Annotated in this window: 24 protein-coding genes; 21 read left to right on the forward strand and 3 right to left on the reverse strand. The window is 70.2% G+C overall.

Going from position 1 to position 25,958, the window contains the following annotated elements; genetic code table 11:
* Positions 1 to 19 precede the first annotated feature (19 nt).
* The gene (gene ilvD / locus ACYQ0U_RS01455; RefSeq protein ID WP_459968610.1) at positions 20 to 1,867 is read right to left on the reverse strand and encodes a dihydroxy-acid dehydratase; all 1,848 of its coding nucleotides are present in this window, start codon (positions 1,865 to 1,867) and stop codon (positions 20 to 22) included.
* A 44-nt stretch (positions 1,868 to 1,911) separates the two neighbouring features.
* Here ilvD (ACYQ0U_RS01455) and ilvD (ACYQ0U_RS01460) point away from each other — a divergent pair, with 44 nt between their 5' ends.
* The gene (gene ilvD, locus ACYQ0U_RS01460) at positions 1,912 to 3,612 is read left to right on the forward strand and encodes a dihydroxy-acid dehydratase (protein ID WP_459968612.1); all 1,701 of its coding nucleotides are present in this window, start codon (positions 1,912 to 1,914) and stop codon (positions 3,610 to 3,612) included.
* Positions 3,613 to 3,614: 2 nt separating this feature from the next.
* Positions 3,615 to 4,622 carry a hypothetical protein gene (locus ACYQ0U_RS01465; RefSeq protein ID WP_459968614.1) on the forward strand — a complete coding sequence of 336 codons (1,008 nt, stop codon included), beginning with the start codon at positions 3,615 to 3,617 and terminating at the stop codon, positions 4,620 to 4,622.
* On the opposite strand, the gene ACYQ0U_RS01470 is transcribed toward ACYQ0U_RS01465, so the two are convergent.
* On the reverse strand, positions 4,609 to 5,547 hold the full coding sequence (locus ACYQ0U_RS01470; RefSeq protein WP_459968616.1) for an aldose 1-epimerase family protein: 939 nt from the start codon (positions 5,545 to 5,547) through the stop codon (positions 4,609 to 4,611). The genes ACYQ0U_RS01465 and ACYQ0U_RS01470 overlap by 14 nt on opposite strands.
* Positions 5,548 to 5,572: 25 nt before the next feature.
* Between ACYQ0U_RS01470 and xylB the strand changes: the two genes are divergently transcribed.
* The 3 genes from xylB to ACYQ0U_RS01485 are packed head-to-tail and all read left to right on the forward strand — an operon-like array spanning position 5,573 to position 9,196.
* On the forward strand, positions 5,573 to 6,994 hold the full coding sequence (gene xylB / locus ACYQ0U_RS01475) for a xylulokinase (protein ID WP_459968618.1): 1,422 nt from the start codon (positions 5,573 to 5,575) through the stop codon (positions 6,992 to 6,994).
* Entirely contained in the window at positions 6,991 to 8,178 is a 1,188-nt protein-coding gene (locus ACYQ0U_RS01480) for a kynureninase (RefSeq protein WP_459968620.1), read from the forward strand. The genes xylB and ACYQ0U_RS01480 overlap by 4 nt, the downstream gene beginning before the upstream one ends.
* Positions 8,179 to 8,182: 4 nt before the next feature.
* Positions 8,183 to 9,196, forward strand: a complete 1,014-nt coding sequence (locus ACYQ0U_RS01485) for a S66 family peptidase (protein WP_459968622.1) — start codon at positions 8,183 to 8,185, stop codon at positions 9,194 to 9,196.
* 91 nt (positions 9,197 to 9,287) lie between these two features.
* Here ACYQ0U_RS01485 and ACYQ0U_RS01490 read toward each other — a convergent pair whose 3' ends face one another.
* Positions 9,288 to 9,512 (reverse strand): hypothetical protein, encoded by a 225-nt coding sequence (locus ACYQ0U_RS01490; RefSeq protein ID WP_459968624.1) that lies wholly within the window; start codon positions 9,510 to 9,512, stop codon positions 9,288 to 9,290.
* A gap of 10 nt (positions 9,513 to 9,522) precedes the next feature.
* On the opposite strand from ACYQ0U_RS01490, the gene ACYQ0U_RS01495 reads away from it, so the two are divergent.
* The 16 genes from ACYQ0U_RS01495 (at position 9,523) to ACYQ0U_RS01570 (ending at position 25,949) form a co-directional block, all read left to right on the forward strand.
* A complete protein-coding gene (locus ACYQ0U_RS01495) occupies positions 9,523 to 9,939 on the forward strand; it encodes a VOC family protein (protein WP_459968626.1) in 417 nt (138 codons plus the stop codon).
* On the forward strand, positions 9,936 to 10,610 hold the full coding sequence (locus tag ACYQ0U_RS01500) for a 4a-hydroxytetrahydrobiopterin dehydratase (protein ID WP_459968628.1): 675 nt from the start codon (positions 9,936 to 9,938) through the stop codon (positions 10,608 to 10,610). The genes ACYQ0U_RS01495 and ACYQ0U_RS01500 overlap by 4 nt, the downstream gene beginning before the upstream one ends.
* Before the next feature lie 227 nt (positions 10,611 to 10,837).
* Positions 10,838 to 12,592: an acetolactate synthase large subunit gene (locus ACYQ0U_RS01505; RefSeq protein ID WP_459968631.1), complete on the forward strand. Its 1,755-nt coding sequence runs from the start codon at positions 10,838 to 10,840 to the stop codon at positions 12,590 to 12,592.
* Positions 12,589 to 13,143, forward strand: coding sequence for an acetolactate synthase small subunit (gene ilvN, locus ACYQ0U_RS01510; protein ID WP_459968633.1), 555 nt, complete (start codon positions 12,589 to 12,591; stop codon positions 13,141 to 13,143). The genes ACYQ0U_RS01505 and ilvN overlap by 4 nt, the downstream gene beginning before the upstream one ends.
* A 31-nt stretch (positions 13,144 to 13,174) precedes the next feature.
* Entirely contained in the window at positions 13,175 to 14,203 is a 1,029-nt protein-coding gene (ilvC, locus tag ACYQ0U_RS01515) for a ketol-acid reductoisomerase (RefSeq protein WP_459968635.1), read from the forward strand.
* A 152-nt stretch (positions 14,204 to 14,355) separates the two neighbouring features.
* The gene (locus tag ACYQ0U_RS01520) at positions 14,356 to 14,766 is read left to right on the forward strand and encodes a YciI family protein (RefSeq protein ID WP_459968862.1); all 411 of its coding nucleotides are present in this window, start codon (positions 14,356 to 14,358) and stop codon (positions 14,764 to 14,766) included.
* Positions 14,763 to 15,995 (forward strand): RNA polymerase sigma factor, encoded by a 1,233-nt coding sequence (locus ACYQ0U_RS01525; RefSeq protein WP_459968637.1) that lies wholly within the window; start codon positions 14,763 to 14,765, stop codon positions 15,993 to 15,995. Before ACYQ0U_RS01520 ends, ACYQ0U_RS01525 begins: the two co-directional genes overlap by 4 nt.
* A 70-nt stretch (positions 15,996 to 16,065) precedes the next feature.
* A complete protein-coding gene (locus tag ACYQ0U_RS01530; RefSeq protein WP_459968639.1) occupies positions 16,066 to 17,247 on the forward strand; it encodes a type 2 periplasmic-binding domain-containing protein in 1,182 nt (393 codons plus the stop codon).
* A 333-nt stretch (positions 17,248 to 17,580) separates the two neighbouring features.
* Positions 17,581 to 18,543: an ABC transporter substrate-binding protein gene (locus tag ACYQ0U_RS01535; RefSeq protein ID WP_459968641.1), complete on the forward strand. Its 963-nt coding sequence runs from the start codon at positions 17,581 to 17,583 to the stop codon at positions 18,541 to 18,543.
* Between the two features lie 58 nt (positions 18,544 to 18,601).
* Positions 18,602 to 20,098: a tripartite tricarboxylate transporter permease gene (locus ACYQ0U_RS01540; RefSeq protein WP_459968643.1), complete on the forward strand. Its 1,497-nt coding sequence runs from the start codon at positions 18,602 to 18,604 to the stop codon at positions 20,096 to 20,098.
* The gene (locus ACYQ0U_RS01545) at positions 20,091 to 20,609 is read left to right on the forward strand and encodes a tripartite tricarboxylate transporter TctB family protein (RefSeq protein ID WP_459968645.1); all 519 of its coding nucleotides are present in this window, start codon (positions 20,091 to 20,093) and stop codon (positions 20,607 to 20,609) included. Before ACYQ0U_RS01540 ends, ACYQ0U_RS01545 begins: the two co-directional genes overlap by 8 nt.
* A gap of 121 nt (positions 20,610 to 20,730) precedes the next feature.
* Positions 20,731 to 21,495 carry an IclR family transcriptional regulator domain-containing protein gene (locus tag ACYQ0U_RS01550; protein WP_459968647.1) on the forward strand — a complete coding sequence of 255 codons (765 nt, stop codon included), beginning with the start codon at positions 20,731 to 20,733 and terminating at the stop codon, positions 21,493 to 21,495.
* 247 nt (positions 21,496 to 21,742) lie between these two features.
* Entirely contained in the window at positions 21,743 to 22,933 is a 1,191-nt protein-coding gene (locus ACYQ0U_RS01555; RefSeq protein ID WP_459968649.1) for an FAD-dependent monooxygenase, read from the forward strand.
* Position 22,934: 1 nt separating this feature from the next.
* A complete protein-coding gene (locus tag ACYQ0U_RS01560; protein WP_459968652.1) occupies positions 22,935 to 23,954 on the forward strand; it encodes a dihydrodipicolinate synthase family protein in 1,020 nt (339 codons plus the stop codon).
* Positions 23,951 to 25,405, forward strand: a complete 1,455-nt coding sequence (locus ACYQ0U_RS01565; RefSeq protein ID WP_459968655.1) for an aldehyde dehydrogenase family protein — start codon at positions 23,951 to 23,953, stop codon at positions 25,403 to 25,405. The genes ACYQ0U_RS01560 and ACYQ0U_RS01565 overlap by 4 nt, the downstream gene beginning before the upstream one ends.
* Positions 25,406 to 25,418: 13 nt before the next feature.
* Positions 25,419 to 25,949 (forward strand): cupin domain-containing protein, encoded by a 531-nt coding sequence (locus ACYQ0U_RS01570; RefSeq protein ID WP_459968657.1) that lies wholly within the window; start codon positions 25,419 to 25,421, stop codon positions 25,947 to 25,949.
* Positions 25,950 to 25,958 lie beyond the last annotated feature (9 nt).

A 25,958-nucleotide genomic window follows, 5' to 3' on the forward strand; every position in this document is an offset into this window, starting at 1 on the left:
GCGCGAGCGGGTGCGGGGCCTACTCCGGGACGAGGCGGTAGGCGCCGTCGGAGGCAGCGGTGGCCATCGAGGCGTAGGCGCGCAGCGCCGCCGAGACGGGGCGGACCCGGTCGACCGGGGTGAACGGCCGCTCGCGCTTCTCCTGGGCCGCCCTGCGCTGGTCGAGGACCAGCTGGTCCACGTCGAGCGTGATCGAGCGGTTCGGGATGTCGATGGAGATCGTGTCGCCGTCCTCGACGAGCGCGATCAGGCCGCCGCCGGCGGCCTCGGGAGAGACGTGGCCGATCGACAGGCCCGAGGTGCCGCCCGAGAAGCGGCCGTCGGTGAGCAGCGCGCACTGCTGGCCCAGGCCCAGGCCCTTGAGGTACGACGTGGGGTACAGCATCTCCTGCATGCCGGGGCCGCCCCGCGGGCCCTCGTAGCGGATGACGACCACGTGGCCGGGCTCGACCTTCTTGGACAAGATGCCCTCCACCGCGTCGTCCTGGGACTCGAAGACGATCGCGGTGCCGGTGAACGACCAGATCTCCTCCGGCACGCCGGCGGTCTTCACGACGCAGCCGTCCTCGGCGAGGTTGCCCTTGAGGATCGCCAGCCCGCCGTCCCGGGTGTACGCGTGCTCGACGTCGCGGATGCACCCGTCGGCGGCGTCGGTGTCGAGGGACCCCCACCGGTTGTCGGTCGAGAAGGCCTCCGTGGTGCGCACGCCGCCGGGCGCGGCGTGGAAGAGGTCGAGCGCGGCCTCGCTCGCGGTGCCGCTGCGGATGTCCCACTCGGCGAGCCACTCCTGGAGCGAGCGGCTGTGCACGGAGTGGACGCCGGTGTTCAGCATCCCGCCCCGGTGGAGCTCGCCGAGGAGGGCGGGGATGCCGCCGGCCCGGTGGACGTCCTCCATGTGGTACTTCGGGGTGTTGGGGGCCACCTTCGCCAGGCACGGGACCCGTCGGGAGACCGCGTCGACGTCGTCGACGGAGAAGGTCATCCCGGCCTCGCGGGCCGCGGCCAGCAGGTGGAGGACGGTGTTGGTGGAGCCGCCCATCGCCACGTCGAGGGCGAACGCGTTCTCGAAGGCCTCGTGGGTGGCGATGTTGCGGGGGAGGACCGACTCGTCGTCCTCGTCGTAGTAGCGCTTCGCGAGCTCGACCACCAGCCGCCCGGCCTCCTCGAAGAGGCGGCGGCGCGAGCTGTGCGTCGCGAGCGTCGAGCCGTTGCCCGGGAGGGAGAGGCCGATCGCCTCGGTCAGGCAGTTCATCGAGTTCGCGGTGAACATGCCCGAGCAGGAGCCGCAGGTCGGGCAGGCCGAGCGCTCCACGATGTCGAGCTGCTCGTCGGTGACCGCGTCGTTGACCGCGAGCACCATGGCGTCCACCAGGTCGAGCTTGGAGTGGACGACGCCCTCGATGGCCTGGGTCTTGCCGGCCTCCATCGGACCGCCGGACACGAAGACGACCGGGATGTTGAGGCGCAGCGCGGCCATCAGCATGCCCGGGGTGATCTTGTCGCAGTTCGAGATGCAGACCAGCGCATCGGCGCAGTGCGCCTCGACCATGTACTCGACCGCGTCGGCGATCAGCTCGCGGCTGGGCAGGGAGTAGAGCATCCCGGCGTGGCCCATCGCGATGCCGTCGTCGACGGCGATCGTGTTGAACTCCTTCGCCACGCCGCCGGCCGCCGCGACCTGCTCGGCGACGATCTTGCCGAGGTCACGCAGGTGCACGTGGCCGGGGACGAACTCCGTGAAGGAGTTGGCGATCGCGACGATCGGCTTCCCGAAGTCGGAGTCGGTCATCCCGGTCGCGCGCCAGAGCGCCCGGGCGCCGGCCATGTTGCGTCCCGAGGTCGACGTAGCGGAGCGGAGGATCGGCATGCGTCAAGGGTATGGGAGTGGGCGCTCGGGCATAGTCTCGGTCCATGAGCGACACCGGGCCCCCCGACATCAAGCCCCGTTCCCGCGACGTCACCGACGGCCTCGAGCGCGCCGCCGCCCGGGGCATGCTCCGGGCCGTCGGCATGGGGGACGACGACTGGGAGAAGCCGCAGGTCGGCGTCGCGTCGAGCTGGAACGAGATCACGCCCTGCAACCTGTCGCTCCAGCGGCTCGCGCAGGCGGTCAAGCACGGCGTGCACGCGGCCGGCGGCTACCCGCTGGAGTTCGGCACCATCTCGGTCTCCGACGGCATCTCGATGGGCCACGAGGGCATGCACTTCTCGCTGGTCTCGCGCGAGGTGATCGCGGACTCGGTCGAGACCGTGATGATGGCCGAGCGCCTCGACGGCTCCGTGCTGCTCGCCGGCTGCGACAAGTCGCTGCCCGGCATGCTGATGGCCGCGGCGCGGCTCGACCTCGCGAGCGTCTTCCTCTACGCCGGCTCGATCATGCCCGGCCAGGTCGACGGCAACGACGTCACGATCATCGACGCCTTCGAGGCGGTCGGCGCCTGCCTGGCCGGGAAGATCAGCCGCGAGGAGGTCGACCGCATCGAGCGTGCCATCTGTCCGGGTGAGGGCGCCTGCGGCGGCATGTACACCGCCAACACCATGGCCGCCGTCGCCGAGGCGATCGGCATGTCGCTGCCGGGCTCGGCCGCGCCGCCGGCGGTCGATCGCCGCCGCGACGGGTTCGCACACCGCTCCGGCGAGGCCGTGGTCGGCCTGCTCCGCCAGGGCATCACCGCGCGCCAGATCATGACGAAGCCGGCGTTCGAGAACGCGATCGCGGTCGTGATGGCCCTGGGCGGCTCCACCAACGCCGTGCTGCACCTGCTCGCGATGGCCCGCGAGGCCGAGGTCGACCTGACCCTCGACGACTTCAACCGCATCGGCGACAAGGTGCCGCACCTCGGCGACCTCAAGCCGTTCGGGCGCTACGTGATGAACGACGTCGACAAGGTCGGCGGCATCCCCGTCGTGATGAAGGCCCTGCTCGACGCGGGCCTGATGAACGGCGACTGCCTCACCGTCACCGGGAGGACGATGGCCGAGAACCTCGCCGAGCTCAGCCCCCCGAGTCTCGACGACGACGTGCTCCGCAAGATCGACCGGCCGATCCACGCGACCGGCGGCCTCACCATCCTCAAGGGCTCGCTGGCCCCGGAGGGCGCGGTCGTGAAGAGCGCCGGCTTCGACGAGTCCGTCTTCACCGGCACCGCCCGCGTCTTCGACGGCGAGCGCGCCGCGATGGACGCCCTGGAGCGCGGCGAGATCCAGGCCCGCGACGTGGTCGTCATCCGCTACGAGGGTCCCAAGGGCGGTCCCGGCATGCGCGAGATGCTGGCGATCACGGGTGCGATCAAGGGTGCCGGGCTCGGCAAGGACGTCCTGCTGATCACCGACGGCCGCTTCTCCGGCGGCACGACGGGCCTGTGCGTCGGCCACATCGCCCCCGAGGCGGTCGACGCCGGCCCGATCGCGTTCCTGCGCGACGGCGACCGGATCACCCTCGACGTCGCGAACCGCACGCTGGAGGTGGAGATCCCCGGTCCCGATGCCGAGGAGGAGTGGGAGAAGCGCAAGGTCGGGTGGGAGCCGCATCCGCCGAAGTACACCCGCGGCGTCCTCGGCAAGTACGCCAAGGTCGTGCAGTCCGCGGCGCACGGCGCGATCACCAGCTGACCATGCGGGACGAGCGCGCCCCGGTCCTCCTCCTGGTGCTGCTCGGGATCGTCGGGCTGCTCGTCGTCGCGTGGGGCGCCGGTCAGCAGGGGTCCGTGGGCGACGCGGCCGCCCCCGTCGAGGTGATCGAGCTCGAGGACGGGCCGGCCCAGCCGGTCGAGGAGGCCGAGCCGGTCGAGGAGGCCGAGGAGGCGGAGGCCGTCGAGGAGCGCCCCGGGGAGCCGGTGGAGCTGCCCGGCGGCGGCACGGAGGTCTTCGCCGGCAACCGGTTCCTGGTCGCCTACTACGGCACCGGCCAGACGCCGACCATGGGCGTGCTGGGGGAGAGCCCGCCCGACACGATGGACCGCCGGCTGCACCGGGCCGCGGCGCCGTTCCGCCGGCCCGGCCAGCCGCTGCGGCACGTCTACGAGCTGATCGTGACGATCGCCGACGCGAGCCCCGGGCCGGACGGCGACTACAGCCACGACATCCCGCGCGAGGTCGTCGAGACCTATGTCCGGGCCGCGCACCGCAACGGGGCGCTGCTGCTGCTCGACCTCCAGCCCGGGCGCAGCACCTTCCCCGAGGTCGCGCGCCGGTGGGCGTGGGCGCTGCGCGACCCGTGGGTCGGGCTGGCGCTCGACCCGGAGTGGCGGATGGGCCCGCGGCAGGTGCCCGCCCACACCATCGGGCAGGTGCGCGCGGCCGAGGTCAACCGCACGTCGGCCTGGCTGTCGCGGCTCACCCGCGAGGAGGGCCTGCCCGAGAAGCTGTTCGTCCTGCACCAGTTCCGCACCGACATGGTCCAGGACATCGGCCGCGTGCGCGCCCGACCGGGGCTCGCGATGGTCCAGCACGTCGACGGGTTCGGCACGCCGCAGCAGAAGCGGGCGACGTACCACGCGGTGGCGAAGCCTCGTCAGTTCGCGATGGGCTTCAAGCTGTTCTACGACGAGGACGTCCGCCGGATGGGCCCGCGCGACGTGCACGGCCTGCGGCCGAAGGTCCGGTTCGTCAGCTTCCAGTGACCGTGGAGCCGACCGTGGAGCCGACCGTGGAGCCGACCGTGTAGCTCAACCGGTGGGACGCGCCGGGCTCGAGGACGACCAGGTCCGTGCCGCTGCGGAACGCGTCCGGCGGGCAGCTCATCGGCTCGACCGCGAGCGCCTGCCGCGCCGGGTCGTGGCTGTCGCAGCTGAAGACGTGCACCCACCGGCACCCCTCGCCGAGCGTGAGCGTGATCGCGCGGTCGCCGCCGGCCAGGCGGACGGTGTCGCCGGTGTCGCCGCCGAGGTCGCCGCCGAGATCGCCGAACGGGTGGTCGAGCACCAGGGCGCCGACCGCGCGTCCCGCGCGGAAGTCGTACGCCGTGCCGTCGACCGCCTGCGGCGGACCGGGCAGCCCGCGGTCGTCCATCGGGCACCAGGTCGCCGCGGGCAGCGTCAGCTCGACGTCGTCCGCCGGACGGCCGAGGGTGAAGTAGGGGTGGTGCCCCGCGCCGTACGGCGCCGGCCGGTCGCCGGCGTTGGTCGCGGACAGCGTGACCGCGAGCCCGGCGTCGGTGAGGTGGTAGTCGGCCTCGAGGTCCAGCGCGAACGGGTATCCCGCCTGGGGCACCAGCGCGTGGCGCAGCACCGCGCGGGTCGCGTCGGGGTGGTGCACCTCCCAGTGGATCCATCCGGCGAGGCCGTGCAGCGCGTTGCCGCGGGCGGCCTCGGTGAGCGCCAGCTGGTGGGTCGCCCCGTCGAAGTCGTACCGGCCGTCGCCGACCCGGTTGGGCCACGGCTGGAGGGTCCAGCCGCGGTAGTCCGGGCAGATCTCGCCGGCCGGCCAGCCGGCGACCAGGTGCTCGCCGTGGTGGGTGAGCGTCCGCAGGGCGGCGCCGACGGCGACCACCTCGGCGGCGTACGGGCCGTGCTCGAGGACGAGGGTGTGTCCGGACGGGTCGCGCACGGGGGCAGCCTGACACAATCCGCGCATGTCATCGCTGCGCCCGCTCGTGGCGGGGATCGACTCCTCGACCCAGTCCTGCAAGGTCGTCGTCTGCGACGCGGCCACCGGCGAGCTCGTGCGCGAGGGCTCCGCCGCGCACCCCGAGGGCACCGAGGTGCACCCCGACCACTGGTGGGAGGCGCTCCAGCAGGCGATCGCGGCGGCCGGCGGGCTCGACGACGTCGAGGCGATCGCGGTCGGCGGGCAGCAGCACGGCATGGTCTGCCTCGACGAGGCGGGCGAGGTCGTCCGGCCCGCGCTGCTCTGGAACGACACCCGCTCCGCGCAGGCCGCGCTGGACCTCATCGACGAGCTCGGCGGGCCGCAGGCGTGGGTCGACGCGGTCGGTCTCGTGCCGGTCGCCTCGTTCACGATCACCAAGCTGCGCTGGCTGCGCGACCACGAGCCCGAGAACGCCGCCCGCACCGCGGCCGTCTGCCTCCCGCACGACTGGCTGACCTGGAGGCTGTCCGGCGCCGGCCGGAACGGGCCGAGCCTCGACACCCTCGTCACCGACCGCGGCGACGCGAGCGGCACCGGCTACTGGTCCCCGGCGACGGGGGAGTACCGCCGCGACCTGCTCGAGCTCGCTCTCGGCCACGACGTTGTGCTGCCGCGCGTCGCCGGGCCCTCCGAGGTGGCCGCCCGCACCCCGGCCGGCCAGGCGCTCGGCGCGGGCACCGGCGACAACGCCGCGGCCGCGCTCGGCCTCGGCGCGGTCGCCGGCGACGTCGTCCTCTCGATCGGTACGTCGGGCGTCGCCTGCGCCGTCGCGGAGGAGCCCGTCGGCGACGTGACCGGCGCGGTCGCCGGCTTCGCGGACGCGACCGGCCGCTTCCTCCCGCTCGTCGCCACGCTCAACGCCGCCCGGGTCCTGGACGCCGCGGCCCGGATGCTGGCGGTCTCGCACGCCGAGCTCTCGGTCCTCGCGCTCGCCGCGCCCGCCGGCGCCGGCGGCCTCGTGCTGGTGCCCTACCTCGAGGGCGAGCGCACCCCGAACAAGCCCGACGCCACCGGCGCGCTGCACGGGCTCCGGCTGGAGACCGCCACTCCGGCGTACCTCGCGAGAGCGGCGGTCGAGGGCATGCTCTGCGGCCTCGCCGACGGCCTGGACGCGGTCCGCGCCCTCGGCACGCCGGTCGAGCGGGTGGTGATGGTCGGCGGCGCCGCCCGCTCGCAGGCGGTGCAGGAGATCGCGTCCGCCGTGCTCGGGCTCCCGGTCACCGTCCCGCAGCCGGGGGAGTACGTCGCCCGCGGCGCCGCCCGCCAGGCCGCCTGGGCCCTCGCCGGCACCCCGGAGCCGCCGGAGTGGCCGCTGGCCGGCGTCGTCGAGACGTCGGTCGAGCCGACGCCCCACGTGCGCGACCGGTACACGAGCGTGCGTGACCTGACCGCGGCCCGCCCGTGAACGATCCGCTGGCGGCGTACCGCGACCGCTTCGTCGGCGCGGAGTCGCCGCTGGTCTACTTCGACGGCAACTCGCTCGGCCGGCCGCTGAAGGCGACCGGGCCGCGGCTGGCCCGCTTCGTCGAGGAGGAGTGGGGCGGCCGGCTGATCCGCGGATGGGACGAGGCGTGGTTCGACCTCCCGCGCACGATCGGCGACGAGCTCGGCCGGGTCGTGCTCGGCGCCGGGCCGGGGCAGGCCGCGATCGGCGACTCGACCACGGTCCTGCTCTACAAGATGATGCGCGCGGCCGTCGCCGCGCGGCCCGGCCGCACCGAGATCGTCATCGACCGCGACAACTTCCCGACCGACCGGTACGTCGCCGACGGCGTCGCCCGGGAGTGCGGGCTCACCCTGCGCTGGATCGACGTCGACCCGGCGGCCGGCGTGACGGCCGGGCTGCTGGCGGCGGCGGTCGGCCCGGACACGGCGCTCGTGGTGCTCTCCCACGTCGCCTACCGCTCCGCGTGGCTCGCGGACCTGCCCGAGCTGACCCGCATCGCCCACGACGCCGGGGCGCTGGTGCTCTGGGACCTCTGCCACTCGGTGGGGTCGGTGCCGCTGGCGCTCGACGACTGGGGCGTCGACCTCGCGGTCGGCTGCACGTACAAGTACCTCAACGCCGGGCCCGGCGCGCCGGCCTTCTGCTACGTCGCGCGACGCCACCTGGACACGCTGACCCAGCCGATCCAGGGCTGGATGGGCGCGGTCGACCCGTTCCTCATGGGGCCGACCTACGCACCCGCCGCGGGCATCCGCCGCTTCCTGTCCGGGACCCCGCCGATCGTGGGCATGCTGGCGATCGAGGACATGGTGGCGCTCCTCGACGAGGTCGGCATGCCCGCGGTGCGCGAGAAGTCGGTCGCGCTCACGGCGTACGCCATCGAGGTCGCCGACGACCTGCTCGCCGACCGCGGTGTCGTGGTCGCGTCGCCCCGCGACCCGGCGTGGCGCGGCGGCCACGTGACGCTCAACCACCCGCTGATGCGCGAGGTGACCGCGGCGCTGTGGGAGCGGGACGTGATCCCGGACTACCGCGACCCCGGCGGCCTGCGCCTCGGGCTGTCGCCGCTGTCGACGTCCTTCGAGGAGGTCGGGCGCGGGCTCGAAATGGTTCGCGACACCCTCGACGGGATGACAGCCTGAGCCCATGCGGTTCCCCCGTCCCCTCCGGCCCGGCGACACCATCGGCGTCACCGCACCGTCGAGCGGGATCCGGCCGTCCTACCGGCCCCGGCTCGACGCTGCGGTCCGGTCGCTGGAGAAGCGCGGGTACGAGGTGGTGCTCGGTGACTGCCTCGGCGCCGACGGTGTTGTGTCGGCGCCGAGGGAGCAGCGCGCCGCGGAGCTGACCGCGATGCTCGCCGATCCGGCGATCCGCGCGGTGGTGCCGCCGTGGGGCGGGGAGCTGGCGATCGACCTGCTCGACCGGATCGGCTGGTCCGAGCTCGCGGACGCGGAGCCGACCTGGCTGGTCGGCTTCAGCGACCTCACCACCCTCATGCTGCCGCTGACGCTCGAGCTCGGCTGGGCGACGCTGCACGGGAGCAACCTGATGGACACGCCCTACTTCCCGCCCGAGGGCCTCCTGCACTGGACCGAGGTCGCGTCGGCGACGGCGCCGTTCACGCAGACCAGCCCGGACCGCTATCGGGCGACCGGCTGGGACGACTACGAGGCCGAGCCCGAGGTCTGCTGCTGGACGCTGGAGAGCACGGGGACTTGGCGGGTCCTCGATGGCTCGGCCGTCGACGTGACCGGCCGGCTGGTCGGCGGCTGCATCGAGACCGTCGGCCCGGTCGCCGCCACGCCGTGGGGCGACGTGCGGTCCTTCGGCCGCGCCCATGCCCCCGACGGGCTCATCGTCTACCTCGAGGCCTGCGAGGACGGCGCCTACTCGATCGCCCGCACGCTGCACTCGCTGCGGTACGCCGGGTGGTTCGAGCACGCGAACGCCGTCCTCATCGGGCGGACGCACGCCCCGGACATGCCCGACCTCACCCAGGACGCCGCCGTCGCCGACGCGCTCGGCGACCTCGGCATCCCGGTCGTGCTGGACGTCGAGTGCGGCCACGTGGCGCCGTACCTGCCGCTGGTCAACGGCGCGCTCGCCCGGGTCGTGGCCGACGGCGACACCCGGCAGATCACGCAGACGCTCGCCTGAGCGAGCGGTTCGCCGGGAGTGGCCGGGGGCCTGACGTGCCGCGAGGCACCGCCCCCGAAGGAACGGTGCCTCGCGAGACGTCGGCTGTGGCTCAGACGCCGCGGCCTCCGCGGACGCGGCCGAGGATGAACAGCACGAGCGCGATGATGGCCAGCACGATGAGGATGGTCCACAGCATGGTGTCACTCCGTTCGGTTGGATGGTGCCGCCCATTGGTGCCCGCTCGTGGCCGCGACCAAACTCGCCCTGCTCTCAAGGTCTTCATCACGGCGGGACCGGGCTCGGCGCCGCAACGGGTGCCGGCGAGTTGTGCCAAGGTGGAGAGCGTGGACCAGCGGATCAGCTTCGTGACCCTGGCGGTTCGCCACCTCGAGGCCAGCCGGGCGTTCTACGTCGATGGCCTCGGCTGGGAGGCCGCGCTGCACGTCGAGGACGACGTGCTCACGATCCGGGTGGGGGAGCACGTCGTGCTCTCGCTCTGGGTCGAGGAGCACTTCGAGGCCGAGGTCGGCGCCGTACGCCGCGGGCCCGGCGTCGCGCCGATCACGCTCTCCCACAACGTCGCGACCGCGGCGGAGGTCGACGCCGTCCTCGAGACGGCGCGGGCCGCCGGGGCGGACCCGGTCCACGCCGCGCAGGAGCGGGAGTGGGGCGGCTACTCCGGCTACTTCGGCGACCCCGACGGCTACCGCTGGGAGATCGCGACCAACCCCGGACCGATCGGACAGGTGGTGCTGCCATGAGTGATCCCCAGCAGGTGCTCCGTTTCCCGCAGGTGCAGGCCGAGGGGCTGGCCGACTGGCGGTTCTTCCTGATGAAGCTGCACGCCCGGTTCGAGACCGGCAGCTTCGTCAAGGGCCTCGAGCTCGTCACCCGGATCACCGAGGCGGCCGAGGAGGCCAACCACCACCCCGACGTGGTGCTGACCTACCCCCGGGTCGACGTCGACCTCCACAGCCACGACGCCCACGGCGTGACCTCGCGCGACATCGCGCTGGCCCGCCGGATCTCCGAGATCGCCGCCGAGCTCGGCATCGCGTCCGCGCCGCGGGAGGTGTCCACGCTGGAGCTGGCGCTCGACGTGCCCGACGCCGACGAGGTGCAGCCGTTCTGGCGGGCGGTGCTCGCCTACGAGGACCGCCCGGGCTGGTCGGAGATCGCCGATCCTGGCGGCCGCAACAACACGCTGTGGTTCCAGCAGGCGCCCGACGCCACCGGCGAGGTGCAGCAGCGCTTCCACCTCGACATCGTGGTGCCGCGCGAGGTCGCCGAGGAGCGCGTCGTGGCGGCCGTCGCCGCGGGCGGCACGCTCGTCACCGAGGAGTTCGCGCCGGCGTTCTGGGTGCTGGCCGACGCCCACGGCAACAAGGTCTGCGTCTGCACCGCCGACGGGCGGGACTCCGCCGAGGGATGAGACCGCTGTCCCGGATGTTGGGACGCGTGGCACACTCGGATGCGGGCAGGAGGCCCGTGCGGCTACGGTGACGTCATGCGCAAGGACATTCTTGTACGCACGCGACGTGTGAGCTGACCGGACACCGAGCTCAGCGCGCACGTCACCCCTCGCCGCCCACCGCCGGGCCGAGGGGTTTTTTGTTGGGCAGCGCCCGACATCCAGTACGGGACGAACAGGAAGAGACGATGAGCGAGCAGATGACAGGCGCGCAGAGCCTGATCAGGTCGCTGGAGGCAGCCGGGACAACCGACATCTTCGGCATCCCGGGCGGCGCCATCCTCCCGGCGTACGACCCCCTCATGGACTCCTCGATCCGGCACATCCTGGTCCGGCACGAGCAGGGCGCCGGCCACGCCGCGCAGGGGTACGCCGCCGCGACCGGCCGCGTGGGCGTCTGCATGGCCACCAGCGGCCCGGGCGCGACCAACCTGGTGACGCCGATCGCCGACGCGCACATGGACTCGGTCCCGATCGTCGCCGTGACCGGCCAGGTCGGCGCCGCCTCCATCGGCACCGACGCCTTCCAGGAGGCGGACATCCGCGGCATCACCATGCCGATCACCAAGCACAACTTCCTCGTCACCGACCCGGCCGAGATCCCGCGCACCGTCGCCGAGGCGTTCTACATCGCCTCGACCGGCCGCCCCGGCCCGGTGCTCGTCGATGTGGCGAAGTCGGCGCTCCAGGCCACCACGACCTTCGACTGGCCGACCGAGCTCAACCTGCCCGGCTACCGCCCGGTCACCCGCCCGCACGCCAAGCAGATCCGCGAGGCCGCGAAGCTCATCCTCGAGTCGCGCCGCCCGGTGCTCTACGTCGGCGGCGGCTGCATCCGCGCCGGTGCCCACCGCGAGCTCAAGGTGCTCGCCGAGCTCACCGGCATGCCGGTCGTGACGACGCTGATGGCGCGCGGCGCGTTCCCCGACAGCCACCCGCAGCACCTCGGCATGCCGGGCATGCACGGCACCGTCGCCGCGGTCGCCGGCCTCCAGCGCAGCGACCTGATCATCAGCCTCGGTGCCCGCTTCGACGACCGGGTCACCGGCAACCTCGACTCGTTCGCCCCGCACGCGCGGGTCATCCACGCCGACATCGACCCGGCCGAGATCGGCAAGAACCGCGCGGTCGACGTCCCGATCGTGGGCGACTGCCGCGAGGTGATCAGCGACCTCGTCGTGGCGCTCAAGGCCGAGGCGGACGCCGGGCACACCGGCGACTTCGAGCACTGGGTCGAGTTCCTGGCCGGGGTGAAGAAGAAGTACCCGCTCGGCTACGACGTCCCGGACGGTGAGCTCGCCCCGCAGTACGTCATCGAGCGGCTCGGCCGGATCGCCGGCCCCGATGCCGTCTACGCCTCCGGCGTGGGCCAGCACCAGATGTGGGCCGCCCAGTTCGTCGGCTACGAGCAGCCGAACACCTGGATCAACTCCGGTGGCCTCGGCACCATGGGGTACGCCGTCCCGGCGGCCATGGGCGCGAAGGTCGGCCGGCCCGACACCACGGTGTGGGCGATCGACGGCGACGGCTGCTTCCAGATGACCAACCAGGAGCTCGCCACCTGCGCGATCAACGACATCCCGATCAAGGTCGCGGTCATCAACAACGAGTCGCTCGGCATGGTCCGGCAGTGGCAGTCGCTGTTCTACAACGAGCGCTACTCCAACACCGACCTGCACTCCAAGCGGATCCCGGACTTCGTGAAGCTCGCCGACGCCTACGGCTGCGTGGGCCTGGCCTGCGAGAGCCCGGACGACGTCGACGCCACGATCAACAAGGCGATGGAGATCGACGACGTCCCGGTGGTCGTGGACTTCCGCGTGCACCGCGACGCGATGGTGTGGCCGATGGTCGCCGCCGGCACCAGCAACGACGACATCAAGTACGCGCGCGACATGGCGCCGAAGTTCGACGACGACGCAGATGTGGAGCTCCGCCCATGACGACCGCTGTCAACACCCGGCACACGCTGTCCGTCCTGGTCGAGAACAAGCCCGGCGTGCTGGCCCGCATCGCGGGCCTGTTCAGCCGCCGCGGCTTCAACATCGACTCGCTCGCCGTGGGCCCGACCGAGCACCCCGAGGTCTCCCGGATGACCATCGTGGTCAACGTCGAGGAGTCGCCCCTCGAGCAGGTCACCAAGCAGCTGAACAAGCTGGTCGAGGTGATCAAGATCGTCGAGCTCGACGGCTCGGCCTCGGTCAACCGCGAGCTGCTGCTGGTCAAGGTCAAGGCCGACAGCGACACCCGCGGCCAGGTCCTCGACGCCGTGCAGCTGTTCCGCGCCAAGGTCGTCGACGTCGCCCCGGACGCCGTGACGATCCAGGCGGTCGGCAACGCCGACAAGTTGGCCGACCTGCTCCGCGTGCTCGAACCCTTCGGCGTCCGCGAGCTCGTGCAGTCCGGCATGGTCGCGATCGGCCGCGGCTCCCGTTCCATCTCCGAGCGCAACCTGCGCCCGGTGACAATTCCGGCTCCGCCCGCAGCGGGCTGACGTAGCACCCCAACAAGAAGGAGAAGCCCCCGTGGCTGAGATGTTCTACGACGACGACGCCGACCTGTCCCTGATCCAGGGCAAGAACGTGGCGGTCATCGGTTACGGCAGCCAGGGCCACGCCCACGCGCTGTCGCTGCGCGACTCGGGCGTCGACGTCCGCATCGGCCTGCAGCCGGGCTCGAAGAGCCGGGCGAAGGCCGAGGCCGAGGGCCTGCGGGTCGTCACCCCCGCCGAGGCCGCGGAGGAGGCCGACGTCATCGTCATCCTCGCGCCCGACCAGCACCAGCGAAAGCTGTACGCCGAGGAGATCGAGCCGCAGCTCGCCCCGGGCGACACCCTGGTCTTCGGCCACGGCTTCAACATCCGCTTCGGCTTCATCACCCCGCCCGAGGGCGTCGACGTGTTCATGGTCGCGCCGAAGGGCCCCGGCCACCTGGTCCGCCGCGAGTTCGTCGACGGCCGGGGCGTCCCGGTGCTCGTCGCCGTCGAGAAGGACGAGTCCGGCAACGCCTGGCCGCTCGCCCTGTCGTACGCCAAGGGCATCGGCGGCCTGCGCGCCGGCGGCATCAAGACCACCTTCACCGAGGAGACCGAGACCGACCTGTTCGGCGAGCAGGCCGTGCTGTGCGGCGGCGCCTCGCAGCTGGTCATGTACGGCTTCGAGGTCCTCACCGAGGCCGGCTACCAGCCCGAGGTCGCCTACTTCGAGTGCCTCCACGAGCTGAAGCTGATCGTCGACCTCATGTACGAGGGCGGCATCGCCAAGCAGCGCTGGTCGGTCTCCGACACGGCCGAGTACGGCGACTACGTCTCCGGCCCGCGCGTCATCACCCCCGAGGTGAAGAAGAACATGGAGGCCGTCCTGGCCGACATCAAGAACGGCTCCTTCGCCAAGCGCTTCATCGACGACATGGACGCCGGCTCGCCGGAGTTCAACGAGCTGCGCAAGAAGGGCGAGCAGCACCCGATCGAGCAGACCGGTCGCGAGCTGCGCAAGCTGATGTCGTGGGTCAAGAGCCACGACTCGGACTACACCGAGGGCACCGCCACCCGCTGATCGAACGCCGAGTCGGCGCTGTCTCAGCTGAGACAGCGCCGACTCGGCGTTATTTCGGCGGCGTTTGTCGATCCGCCGGTACCGCCGTTCGACTCCGGGGTGAGAGGGTCCAGGCGAGGACCCGGGCAACCCAGGAGAAGACCGTGAAGTACATGGTGATCATGCGCGCGACCGACGAGTCGTTCGCGGCGATGAGCGAGATCGACTTCGACGAGATCATCGCGACGATGGGCGCGTTCAACGAAGAGCTGATGAACGCCGGCGTGCTGGTCGCGGCCGAGGGCCTCGACGACGCGTCGACCGGCGTCGTCGTCGACTACTCGCAGACGCCGCCGGTCGTGACCGACGGGCCGTACGGCGAGACCAAGGAGCTGTTCAACGGCTTCTGGATCCTCGACGTCGCCTCGCAGGAGGAGGCCGTGGAGTGGGCCAAGCGCGCGCCGCTGGGTGGCCCGGGCATGAAGGCCGAGATCCGCCGGGTGCCCAGCATCGACGAGTTCCCGCAGGACAACCCCTGGATCCAGCGCGAGCGGGCCTGGCGCGAGGCCAACGGCCAGCTGTGACGACGGCCCGCGCGGCCGTCGAGGCGGTGTGGCGGATCGAGTCCGCCCGCATCGTCGCCACCCTGGCGCGGTACACCGGTGACTTCGCGCTCGCCGAGGACCTGGCCCAGGAGGCGCTGGCCCAGGCGCTGGTCACCTGGACGCGGGAGGGCGTGCCGCCCAACCCCGCGGCCTGGCTGCTCACCGTGGGGCGGCGGCGCGCGATCGACGCGTTCCGCCGCCGCGCGGCCCTCGACGAGCGGTACGCCGCCATCGCCCGTGAGCACTCCGAATCGGTCGGGGACGACGTGCTGTGGGACCCCGACGTCATCGAGGACGACGTGCTGTCCCTGATCTTCATCTCGTGCCACCCGGTGCTGTCGCGGGAGGCCCAGGTCGCGCTCGCCCTGCGGGTGCTCGGCGGCCTCACGAGCGACGAGATCGCCCGCGGCTTCCTGGTGCCGACCGCGACCGTCCAGGCGCGGATCACCCGCGCCAAGAAGACGCTCGCCGCGGCGCAGGTGCCGTTCGTGCTGCCCTCGCCCGAGGAGCGCCGCGAGCGGCTCGGTCCGGTGCTGAGCGTGCTCTACCTGATCTTCACCGAGGGCTCCACGGCGTCGTCCGGCACCGCTCTGATCCGGGTGGATCTCGCCCGTGAGGCGATCCGCCAGGCCCGCGTGCTCGCGCGGCTGATGCCCGACCAGGCCGAGGTCCACGGCCTGCTGGCGCTGCTCGAGCTGACCGCGGCGCGGTTCCCGGCGCGCACCGACGCGTCCGGCGATCCCGTCCTCCTCGAGGACCAGGACCGGGGTCGCTGGGACCGGGCCGCGATCCGCCGCGGCCGTGCGGCCCTGGCGCTGGCCTCGTCCGGGCGCGGTCTCGGGTACTACGGGGTCCAGGCCGCGATCGCCGAGTGCCACGCGGTCGCACCGACGGTCGCCGAGACCGACTGGGACCGGATCGTCCTGCTCTACGAGGCGCTCTCCCGCATCGCTCCCTCGCCGGTCGTCGACCTCAACCGCGCCGTCGCGGTCTCGATGGCCTCCGGCCCGGAGGCCGGGCTGTCCCTCCTCGACGAACTGGACGAAGGTGCCTTCCGCGGGTCGCACCTGCTCCCGAGCGTCCGCGGTGAGCTGCTCAGCCGGCTGGGGCGGGTCGAGGAGGCCCGGGAGGAGCTCGCGACCGCCGTACGACGGTGCGAGAACGAGCGCGAGCGAGGGGTGCTGGAGCGGAAGCTGGCCGCGCTGTGAGCCCCAAGCGCGGCCAGCTCAACGTCTTCGGCCAGTGATTGTTGACGAACGTCACAGTTCCCACTAGTCTGTGAAAACAATTCGCTTAGCGAAAACTTTTCTTCCTCGGGGATACCACTCGTTGCGCGCTCTAACCGGCGTGTTGCCTGAAGGGACAGCCGTCATGATGAAATCGCCCACCAGTTCTCGAAGCCGTCGGGCCGCCCTCGTGGCGGCCCCGGCCGCTCTGCTTGTACTGGCGGCCTGTGGGTCCGACAGCAGTTCGGACCAGACCGCTGAGGAGTTCTACTCTGGGCGGCAGATCAGCCTGATCGTCACCCAGCCGCCCGGCGGTGGTTTCGACACCTACGCCCGCCTCTACGCGCAGTGCATGCCGGAACACCTGCCGGGCAAGCCCACGATCGTGGTGGAGAACATGCCTGGCGCCGGCAACATCGTCGGCATGAACTACCTGTCCACGGCCGCCGACAACGACGGCTCGGTGTTCGGGACCGGAGAGGGCAGCGCGGCGATGGCACAGCTGCTCGGTGCCGAGGGCGTTCTGTACGACATGAGCGAGTTCGGCTACCTCGGCATGCCGGACAAGCCGGTCAACATGATCCTCGTTGCGCGGGCCGAGGCTGGCATCACGTCCATCGACGAGGTGATGGACGGCAGCAAGACCCTCAAGATCGGTATCGCTGCACCGGGTTCTTTGCTTGCCGACCCCGCGATCCTCCTGAAGGAGGTCGTCGGCGCCAACGTGCAGCTGGTCCCCGGCTACGAGGGTACGGGGCCCCTGGGCTTGGCCGTCGAACAGGGTGAGATCGACGCATTCTTGGTGGGCGACGCCTCACTCCGCGCGGAGTACGCCGACAAGATGAACAGTGGGGAATGGGTCTCGCTGCTTCAGAGTGCCGAGGAGGGCGAGCCGGCGTACGGAGGCGAGTTCGTCGAGGACATCCCGAACTTCGAGTCGCTCGCTGACAACGAGGACGACGCTCTGCTCCTCAAGGTCGGTGTCCGCGACCGCGCGTACCACCGGCCGTACTTCACGCCGGCCGGCGTGCCGGAGGACCGCGTCGAGGCCCTGAAGGCGGCGTGGGAGGCCTGCACGGAGGATCCCGAGTTCATCGCGCAGGCAGAAGAGGCCGGTCGCCCCATCGAGCCGGTCGACGCGGAGACGCTCCAGGAGACCTACACCGGCTTCATCAAGGACACTCCGGACGCCACGACCGAGACGCTCAAGGCCATGCTCACGCCGGAGGAATGACCTGTGACCCGCACCCCTGGACCCGGAGGCGTGACGAGATCGGTGCGCGCCTGACGGGTCCAGGGGGCGGTGGTGGAGGGGAGTGCCAGAAAGGGTGCCGCTGGCGTGAGCGCTGTGGAACGTGATTCACCAACTGGCCCGGGTCGGGATGCTGGGTTCGGCGTCTGAGGGGACACCGCGAGCCAGGTCTTTCAACTCCTGCCTGCCACCGAGACCTCGGATGAAGCCGGGGCAACGATCCGAATCTACGAACAAATCGACTATCGAAAAACGAAGGACGGCATCCTCGTGGGCTCCTCAACGGTACGCATGCTGTGCAGCGACATCTCGCACATGGCGCTCGGCTACGTCTGGCGCGACAGCGGCATCACCCAGAAGCACGGGTTCGACCTGGTGACGCACATTGCCAACGCCGACGTGCCCGGGCAGCCGCGGATCGAGATGGGGCAGCGCGGCCCCAAGGTGCTGGCGGGGGAGTACCAGTTCATGAGCGGATTGCACCACGACACCTACGCGTATCGCGCTCGAGGTGACAAACGCTTCGTCTACCTCGCGCAGGCGCAGAACGACTGGGATGACCGGCTGGTCGCGGCGTCCTCGGTGGGATCGCTGCACGACCTCGCCGGCAAGAAGATCGTGGTGAGCACCTCGGCGCCGTGCGTCTTCGGCAACTTCCGAAGCGCGCTTGCCCACGCCGGTGTCGACGTGGAGCAGGTCCAGTTCGAGGTCTGGCGAGAGCAGGGGACCCTCGTGGCCCGCCGCGCCGTGGACGCGGTCCTGGCGGGTGAGGCGGCAGCGGCAGCCGTCGATGTGCCCTTCGACCGGTATGGCGTGACGCGGGGGCTGCGAGTGTTGGACCTGCCGCAGATGCCGGTGATCCACAACACCACGATCTGCGCGAATCGCGAGTGGGTGCTCGAGAACGAGGAGCTGACTCGATCGTTCTTGCGCTCGATGATCGAGACGATCCACTTCTTCAAGACTGAGCCTGACGCTGTTCGCGACATCCTCGGGTCGACGCTGGCCCCGTTGATCGGTATCGAGGACCCCCGTGACGTCGCTCACCTGCAGGACTTCTGGGCCCAGGCCCTGAGCCCCAAGCCGTACCCGCACCCGCTAGCGATCTGGAACGTCTACCAGCTCGACACGCTCAAGGACGAGCGGTCGAACTTCATCGGGCCGATGGAGATCTGGGACACCAGCTATCTGAGGGACATCGACGACACCGACTTCATCGACGACCTCTACGGCGGCGCGCGCAACGCGGCCGCCCCGCCGGTCAACGCCCTGATCTGACGGAGACGGACACGCCTTGGCAGCGCAGCCGATCCGACGAAAGTAGAAGGAATACACAATGGTGGAAGCGCTAGGCGAGGGCCTCGCGATGATCCTCACGCCGTCGGCGATGGCCTACCTCGTACTCGGCGTGTTGATCGGTCTCCTGGTGGGCGTTCTTCCGGGTCTCGGTGGCCCGGCCGCGCTGTCGCTTGTCCTGCCTTTCACGTTCGGCATGGAACCCGCGGAGGCCTTCGCCCTGATGTTCGGGCTGGCCGCCGTCATCACCCTGGCGGGGGACCTGACGTCGATCCTCATCGGCGTCCCAGGCGAGGCAACCTCAGCGGCGATGGTGCTGGACGGCTATCCCATGGCCAGGAAGGGGGAGGCGGGACGCGCGATCGGCGCGACCCTGACCGCCTGCCTCTTCGGCGCAGTCTTCGGCCTCATCATCATCCTGCTGATCATTCCGGTCGTCAGACCCCTGGTCTTGAGGTTGCAGTCGCCGGAGCTGTTCATGTTCACCATCCTCGGGCTGAGTTTCATCGCTGTCCTCAGTCGGGGCAGCCGGCTCAAGGGACTCATCGCCGCGACGCTGGGCCTGCTCATCGCGACGGTGGGCCTGGATCCCCAGACGGGAATCACGCGGTTCACATTCGGTGAGATCGGCCTGTGGGACGGGGTCGGAATCGTGAGCGTGGCGATGGGGCTCTTCGCCGTCCCGGAGCTGCTGCAGCTACTGCTGTCGAAGGATGAACAGCAGTCGCGCAAGGTCGACGTAGGCGGCGCGCGACGCGGCTTCGGGGACGTCATCCGGGGTTGGGGGCTGACCCTGCGCTGCAGTGCACTCGGCGCTGTGGTGGGGATCGTTCCCGGCCTGGGTGGGGCTGTCGGCCAGTGGGTCGCGTACGGCCATGCCGTCCAAAGCTCGAAGGACAAGGACCGGTTCGGGAAGGGAGCAGTGGAGGGCGTCATCGGCCCCGCCGCCGCCAACCAGTCCAAGGAGGGTGGAAGCCTCATCCCGACGCTCGCCTTCGGTGTCCCCGGAGGCACCATGATGGCCATCCTCATGGGAGGGCTGTTGATCCAGGGCGTCATCCCTGGCCCCAAGATGCTGTCAGAGGACCTCTCCCTGACGATGTCCTTCATCTGGATCATCCTGTTCGCCAACATCGTCGCGGTGGCGATATGTCTTCCCTTGGCGGGCCGCATCGGATGGCTGGCCACGGCTCGGGCGTCCGTGCTGGTGCCCGTGGTCACGGTCTTCGTCTACGTGGGTGCATTCGCCCAGCACCGCCAGCTCATCGACATCTGGCTCATGCTCATCTTCGGGGCGATCGGCGTGGTCATGGTCGCCTGCAACTGGCCGCGACCGCCACTCATTCTGGGGCTGGTGCTCGGGGACCTCTCTGAGCGCTATCTGTTCAGGTCCGTGGCAGGTGACGGCTGGGACTGGCTCACCCGACCGACCGTGATCGCTATCGCGGTCGTGACCGTGCTGGTCATCATGAGTGGCACCGTAAGCCGTGGTGGTCGCAAGGCCGCCGCGCCGGAGATGGAGGATAGCCGTGGCTGAATTCGAGGTAGTGCCCACGCGCAGGACCAGCTCGTCGCTGGCAGTCCTCCGCGAGATCCTTCCGGACCTCGCCGTGCTCCTATGCGCCGCGTACGCCTTGACGACTGCGCTCGGATGGCCTGATCGCGCCGCCTTGTTCCCGAAGTACATCAGCATCGTGCTGATCGTCCTGGTGCTGCTCCGGATCGGCGCAGTGGTGATGAAGCAAGTCCGTTCCAGGGGCGGCGCGGCAGCGGACGAAGGATCGACCGTCGCCATGGACGTGGCGCTGGAACTGCGGGGCAACGGTCGTGTGGTGCTTGCGCTCGCTGGAATCCTCGTCGGATTCGGGATCGCCGTGATCGGACTGGGCTTCACCGTCGGCACCGCCGTGGCTAGCACCATCTACGTACGGTTCGTCGCCCGGGACTCCTGGCTCGTCGCACTGCTGACAGGACTCCTGCTGGCAGGTCTCATCTGGAGCCTGATCTCCTTCTTCAACCTCGAGTTCCGGGTGGGTCTGTTCTTCTGATCCCGGCTGCAGAAACGCCGCGGTCGGTGTCGCGGCCGATCCACGTCGGCTTGACAACGGGTCACAGTTTTCGTATAACGAAGATTGTCCCGTTTGGGCCGAGCTGCGAAGGAGTCGCACGGTGACGAATGGCCAGACTCGGCAAGAGGCGATGGGCGGATTAGCCAAGGGCCTGGCGATCCTTGAGAGCTTCTCGGCCGAGGTTCCGCGCATGACGGTGACCGATGCGTCTCAGGCGTCCGGCACCACGCCTGCCGCCGCCCGTCGGTGCCTCCTGACGCTCGTAGACCTCGGCTACCTGACGCACGACGGCAAGTACTACCGGCCGACGCCGCGCGTCGCCCGGCTCACTCGCGCCTACTCCGCGACGGCCTCGCTGCCAACGCTCGGACAACCCTGTCTGTTGGCCGTGCGAGATGAGCTGGAGCAGTCTGCGTCACTGGCGGTCCTTGAGGGAGGCGAGTCGCTGTTCGTCGCGCGTGCCGAGGCCGCGAGGATCGCGTCTGCGGGGGTGAGGGTCGGAACAACCCTCCCGCTGTGGGCGTCGTCGACAGGTCGGGTGCTGGCGACCACGCTTACCGAGGACGCCCTCAGTGCGGTCTTGGAGGGCAGTCAGCTCGAGCGCAGGACGCCCAAGACCGTTGTCTCTCGCTCGGCCGTGCGCAAGCTCATCGAGAGCGCCCGAGAGGACGGTGTCGCGTACACCGACGAAGAACTCGAGTTGGGCGTGCGGACGATGGCGGTTCCAGTCGTGGACTCCGCCGGGGTCACCCAGGCGGCCATGAGTGTCAGCGCCTTCGCGGCCCAGGTCTCCATGAGCCGCATGAGGGACGAGTTCCTGCCGGTCCTGCGCCGCGAGGCGCAGCGACTGGGCCGCATGCTTTGACCTGTTCCGCGGTCTGACCCCCAGAACACCTCCGCGACCGGGGTAGGCCCCGGGATGCCTCCGCGCATGCCCCGGGGCGTTGTCGCACGTCCTCGGCGGGCGTGTGTCGTGCCGCCGGCCCATCCCCTCGGCCGGCCTCAAAAGGCTGAGAGCACGACGGATGGCGTTGACACTCGCGCTTTCGTGTCACTAGGATACCGAATAGATTTCGGATAGCGAAAGAATGAGGATGTGGGGTGGTCGGCAGATGAGAGCGGCAGTGGTGGGTGGAGGGATCGGCGGCCTTGCGGCAGCCAACAGCCTGCTCGAGCGCGGCGTCGACGTACATGTCTATGAGCAGGCGCCCGAACTCGGAGAGGTCGGGGCCGGCGTTTTGATCACCCCGAACAGCTTGCGTGGGTTGGAACGCATGGGGCTCGCGGAGGCGCTGGCCGAGGTCGGCGCTCCGGTCGGCCACGGGTCCACCTACTACCGCGCGGACGGGACGGTCGTTGCGCCGATCCTGACTACGGACAGCTCGGGCTGGAACGGCATGTACGGCATGCACCGTGCAGACCTGCTGAACGTTCTGGCGGAGCACCTGCCACCGGACAGGGTTCACACCGGTCACCGGTGCACGGGCATGGTCCAAGACGACAGAGGGTGCCTACTGGCGTTCGAGCATGGGGCGGAGGTGCAGGCCGACGTGGTGATCGCAGCGGATGGCATCAACTCGACCCTTCAGCGCTACGTCGTCGCGCCCGCCCGGCCGGTCAACTCCGGTTCGGTCGCATATCGCGGCCTCATCCCAGCGAGCCTGCTCCCTGACTGGCCCGTCGGGGTGTCGCAGCTGTGGATGGGCGAGCGCAAGCACTTCCTCGTCTACCCCGTCCGCGGAGGCACGCTCATCAACTATGTGGGCTTCGTGCCGTCCGATGCCGAAGCGGAGGAATCATGGTCCGCGCCGGGTGACGTTGACATGCTCAGGAAAGCATTCGAGGGCTGGGATCCGCGGGTGACCAACTTGCTCGAGCAGGTGGAGACCACGCACTGGTGGGGGCTCTACGACCGCGAGCCTCTCGCCACCTGGACCCAGGGTCGGTTGACACTGCTGGGCGACGCCGCGCATCCCATGCTGCCTCATCTCGGGCAGGGAGCCAACCAGTCGATCGAGGATGGTCTGGCGCTTGCCATCCATCTCGCGGCCTCCGACGCCGAGAGTGCACCTGCGGCGCTGCGGGCCTACGAGCAGCAGCGGCGCCCCAGGACCACGGAGGTGCAGCGAGGTGCACGCATGAACGGGCGTCGCTACGACTCGCACTTCGACGATCTCAGCGTGCGGGACTCCGAGATCGCAGAGTCGACCCTCTTCCGCTCGTGGCTGTATGACCACGATGTCGAACGCGAGGCTGCGACCTTGGTCCAGTCGTCGCTGGCAACGAGCCGAAGGGACGTATGACATGCAGCGTATCGAGACTGAGCAGATCAGCGGGGTACTCGCGATCATGCCGACCCCGGCGACGGCACACGCTGCCGATCCGCGGGTGCAGGACACCGTTGACCACGAGGAGACGAGGCGCGCTGTAGGCGCACTGGTCGACGACGGGGTCGACGCGGTGCTGACCAACGGCACCTTCGGCGAGGGCGCCACCTTGACGTGGGATGAACACAGGGCGTTTGCGAGCACAGTCGTGGACGAGGTGTCCGGCCGCGTTCCGGTGTTCGTCGGGGCGACGACCCTCAACACGAGGGACACCATCGCGCGCGCCGCCGCACTTCGGGACCTCGGCGTCAGCGGACTGCTCTTGGGTCGGCCGATGTGGTCTCCGTGCGACGAGACGGCGACGGTGGACTTCTACCGGCACGTGGCACAGGCGGTCCCCGAGCTGGCCATCATCGTCTACGACAACCCGGTGTCCTTCCGCGGAAAACTGAGCCCGCGGGTCTATTCCCGGCTCGCGGACATCCCACAGGTCGTCGCCGCGAAGTATCCCGTGCTCGGCCCGTCCTTCCTGGCCGACCTGGAGGCCAGTCGAGGTCAGCTCAAGCTACTTCCGGTCGAGAGGGACTGGTACTACGTGTGGCGGTGGGCACCGGACCAGATCACGGCCTGCTGGAGCGGCAGCGCCTCGTGTGGACCGGCGCCGGCCATCGCCTTGCGGGATGCCTTGAGGGCCGGACGCGCCACCGAGGCCGAGGCCATCGCCAACTCCTACCGGGCTGCCTCGCGTACGTTCTTTCCGCAGGGCAGCTTCGAACTCTTCTCGACCTACAACGTGCAGCTCGAGAAGATCCGCATCAACGAGGCCGGCTACATCAAGGCGGGCCCTAGCCGGCCCCCGTACGTCCACTGTCCTGACGAGTACGCCGAGGGGGCTCGCGAGTCCGGACGCCGCTTGGCACAGCTCCACGCCGACCATCTGGCGGCCCGGCGAACCGGGGAGTCGGTCGCGGCCGCACCTCCCGGAGCGACCTCGTGATCTCCACCGTGCCGCAGGTCCATCACCTGATCGGAGGTGAGGCTGTCCCGGGGCGGCACACCTTCGAGGTCAAGGATCCTGGGCGACCCGCGGACGTGGTGGCTGTGGTCGCCGAAGGCGACGCCGAGCATGTCGACAGGGCCGTGGTGGCGGCCGGAGCTGCATCCGGCGTGTGGGCGGGCATGGCCCTGGGGGACCGGCTGAAGCTGCTGACGGATGGTCTCGCCGCGGTCGAGTCCATCGCGGACGAACTCGCCGCCACGCTGGTGCACGAGAACGGTGCCTTGCTGCGGGAGGCTCAGATGGACGTGAACCGCGCCGTCGCGCTTTCCCGGTCGATGTTCGCCATCGCGGAGGACCACCTGGCCGACCATGTCCTCGACGGCCCAGCCGACGTGATCACGGTGTTGAAGCAGCCCGTGGGCATCGTGGGCATGGTGGTGCCCTGGAACTCGCCCATGGTCCTGGCGGCTTCCAAGGTGGCTCCGGCGCTGGCCGCGGGAAACACGGTGATCCTCAAACCGTCGCCGGAAGCTCCCGTGGCGCTGACTCGCGCCATGGCGACCTTGGCCGCCTTCCTTCCTCCCGGCGTGCTCAATGTCGTGAACTCCGCGGGAGGAGCCGGCCCCACGCTGAGTGCGCACCCCGACGTCCGCAAGATGTCGTTCACGGGTAGCACGCAGGTCGGGCGAGCCGTGATGTCGGCGGCCGCCGGCAACCTCAAGCGCGTCAGTCTCGAGCTGGGAGGCAACGACGCCGCAGTCATCCTCGACGATGTCGATCTGGAGGCCTCGGTCGACGCCCTGGCCAGCGGCGTCTTCACTCGTGCCGGGCAGATCTGCTTCGCCATCAAGCGCATCTATGTGGCACGGTCCCGCCACGACGAGCTCGTAGACGCCCTGTGCGCTCGCGTCGATCGGTACGTCGTGGGGCACGGCATGTCAGAGGGGGTCGACTTCGGTCCGCTCATCAACGCCAGGCAGGCAGAGCGGGTCATCGACCTGGTGGATCGGGCGCTAGTCGGTGGCGCGAAGGTCCATGAGCTGGGCCGGTTGAGCGATGAGGCGGCAGAGTCGGGCGGTCATTACCTCCGCCCTGTCGTGGTGACGGGCGTCGACCAGAGCGCCGAACTGGTCTCCACCGAACAGTTCGGTCCGGCGATCCCGGTCATTCCTTTCGGCAATGTCGATGAGGCGGTCACGCTCGCCAACGACTCTGAGTTCGGCCTCGCCTCGTCGGTGTGGTCCAGCGACCCGGAGAAGGCGTTCGCGGTCGCCGCGCGTCTGCAAGCAGGCAGCACGTTCGTCAACAGCCACAATGTTTGGTCACTCTCGTTCGACATGCCGTTCGGCGGCGTCAAACAGAGTGGCATCGGGCGCGAGCGGACAGCGCTCGGCTTCGATGAGTACATCGAGCACCACGCCATCAGAGTTCCGAAACACACCACCTGACCGGAGAACTGTCATGTCACAACCACAGAACCTCGCCGGATTCCGGGCAGAGATCTCAGAACAGCGCACGCCCCTCCCTCGCGGCGTCGAACAGGACCGGGATCTCGTCATCCGGGGTGCCGACCTCGAGTGGTACACGCCTGCCGGTACCAACCCATCGAACCTCGCGCCAGTGCTGGGATCCCCGATGCGGACATTTGAGCTGTTCCTCCAGGAGTTGCCTCCTGGAGTCGCCTCGGACATGCAGCAGCACCACCACGAAGCCGTGCACTGCGTCCTGGCGGGTCACGGGTACAGCGAGATCGGGGACCGAACCTTCACGTGGCAGGCAGGCGACTTCGTCTGTGTCCCACCCATGGAGTGGCACCGCCACTACAACGGGAGTGAGACCGAGCCTGTGCGCATGCTCCTGGTCGAGAACACGCGCCTCCTCCAGGCCCTGGGGCTGAACTACCGGGCATCCGCCGGATTCATCACCTACGCCGAACTGCAGGAGCGGATGACCGGGAGGGGGGAGCAGCAGACCGGTACGACCTCCGGCTGACTCGTCCGC

The organism is Nocardioides pyridinolyticus (assembly GCF_054653575.1).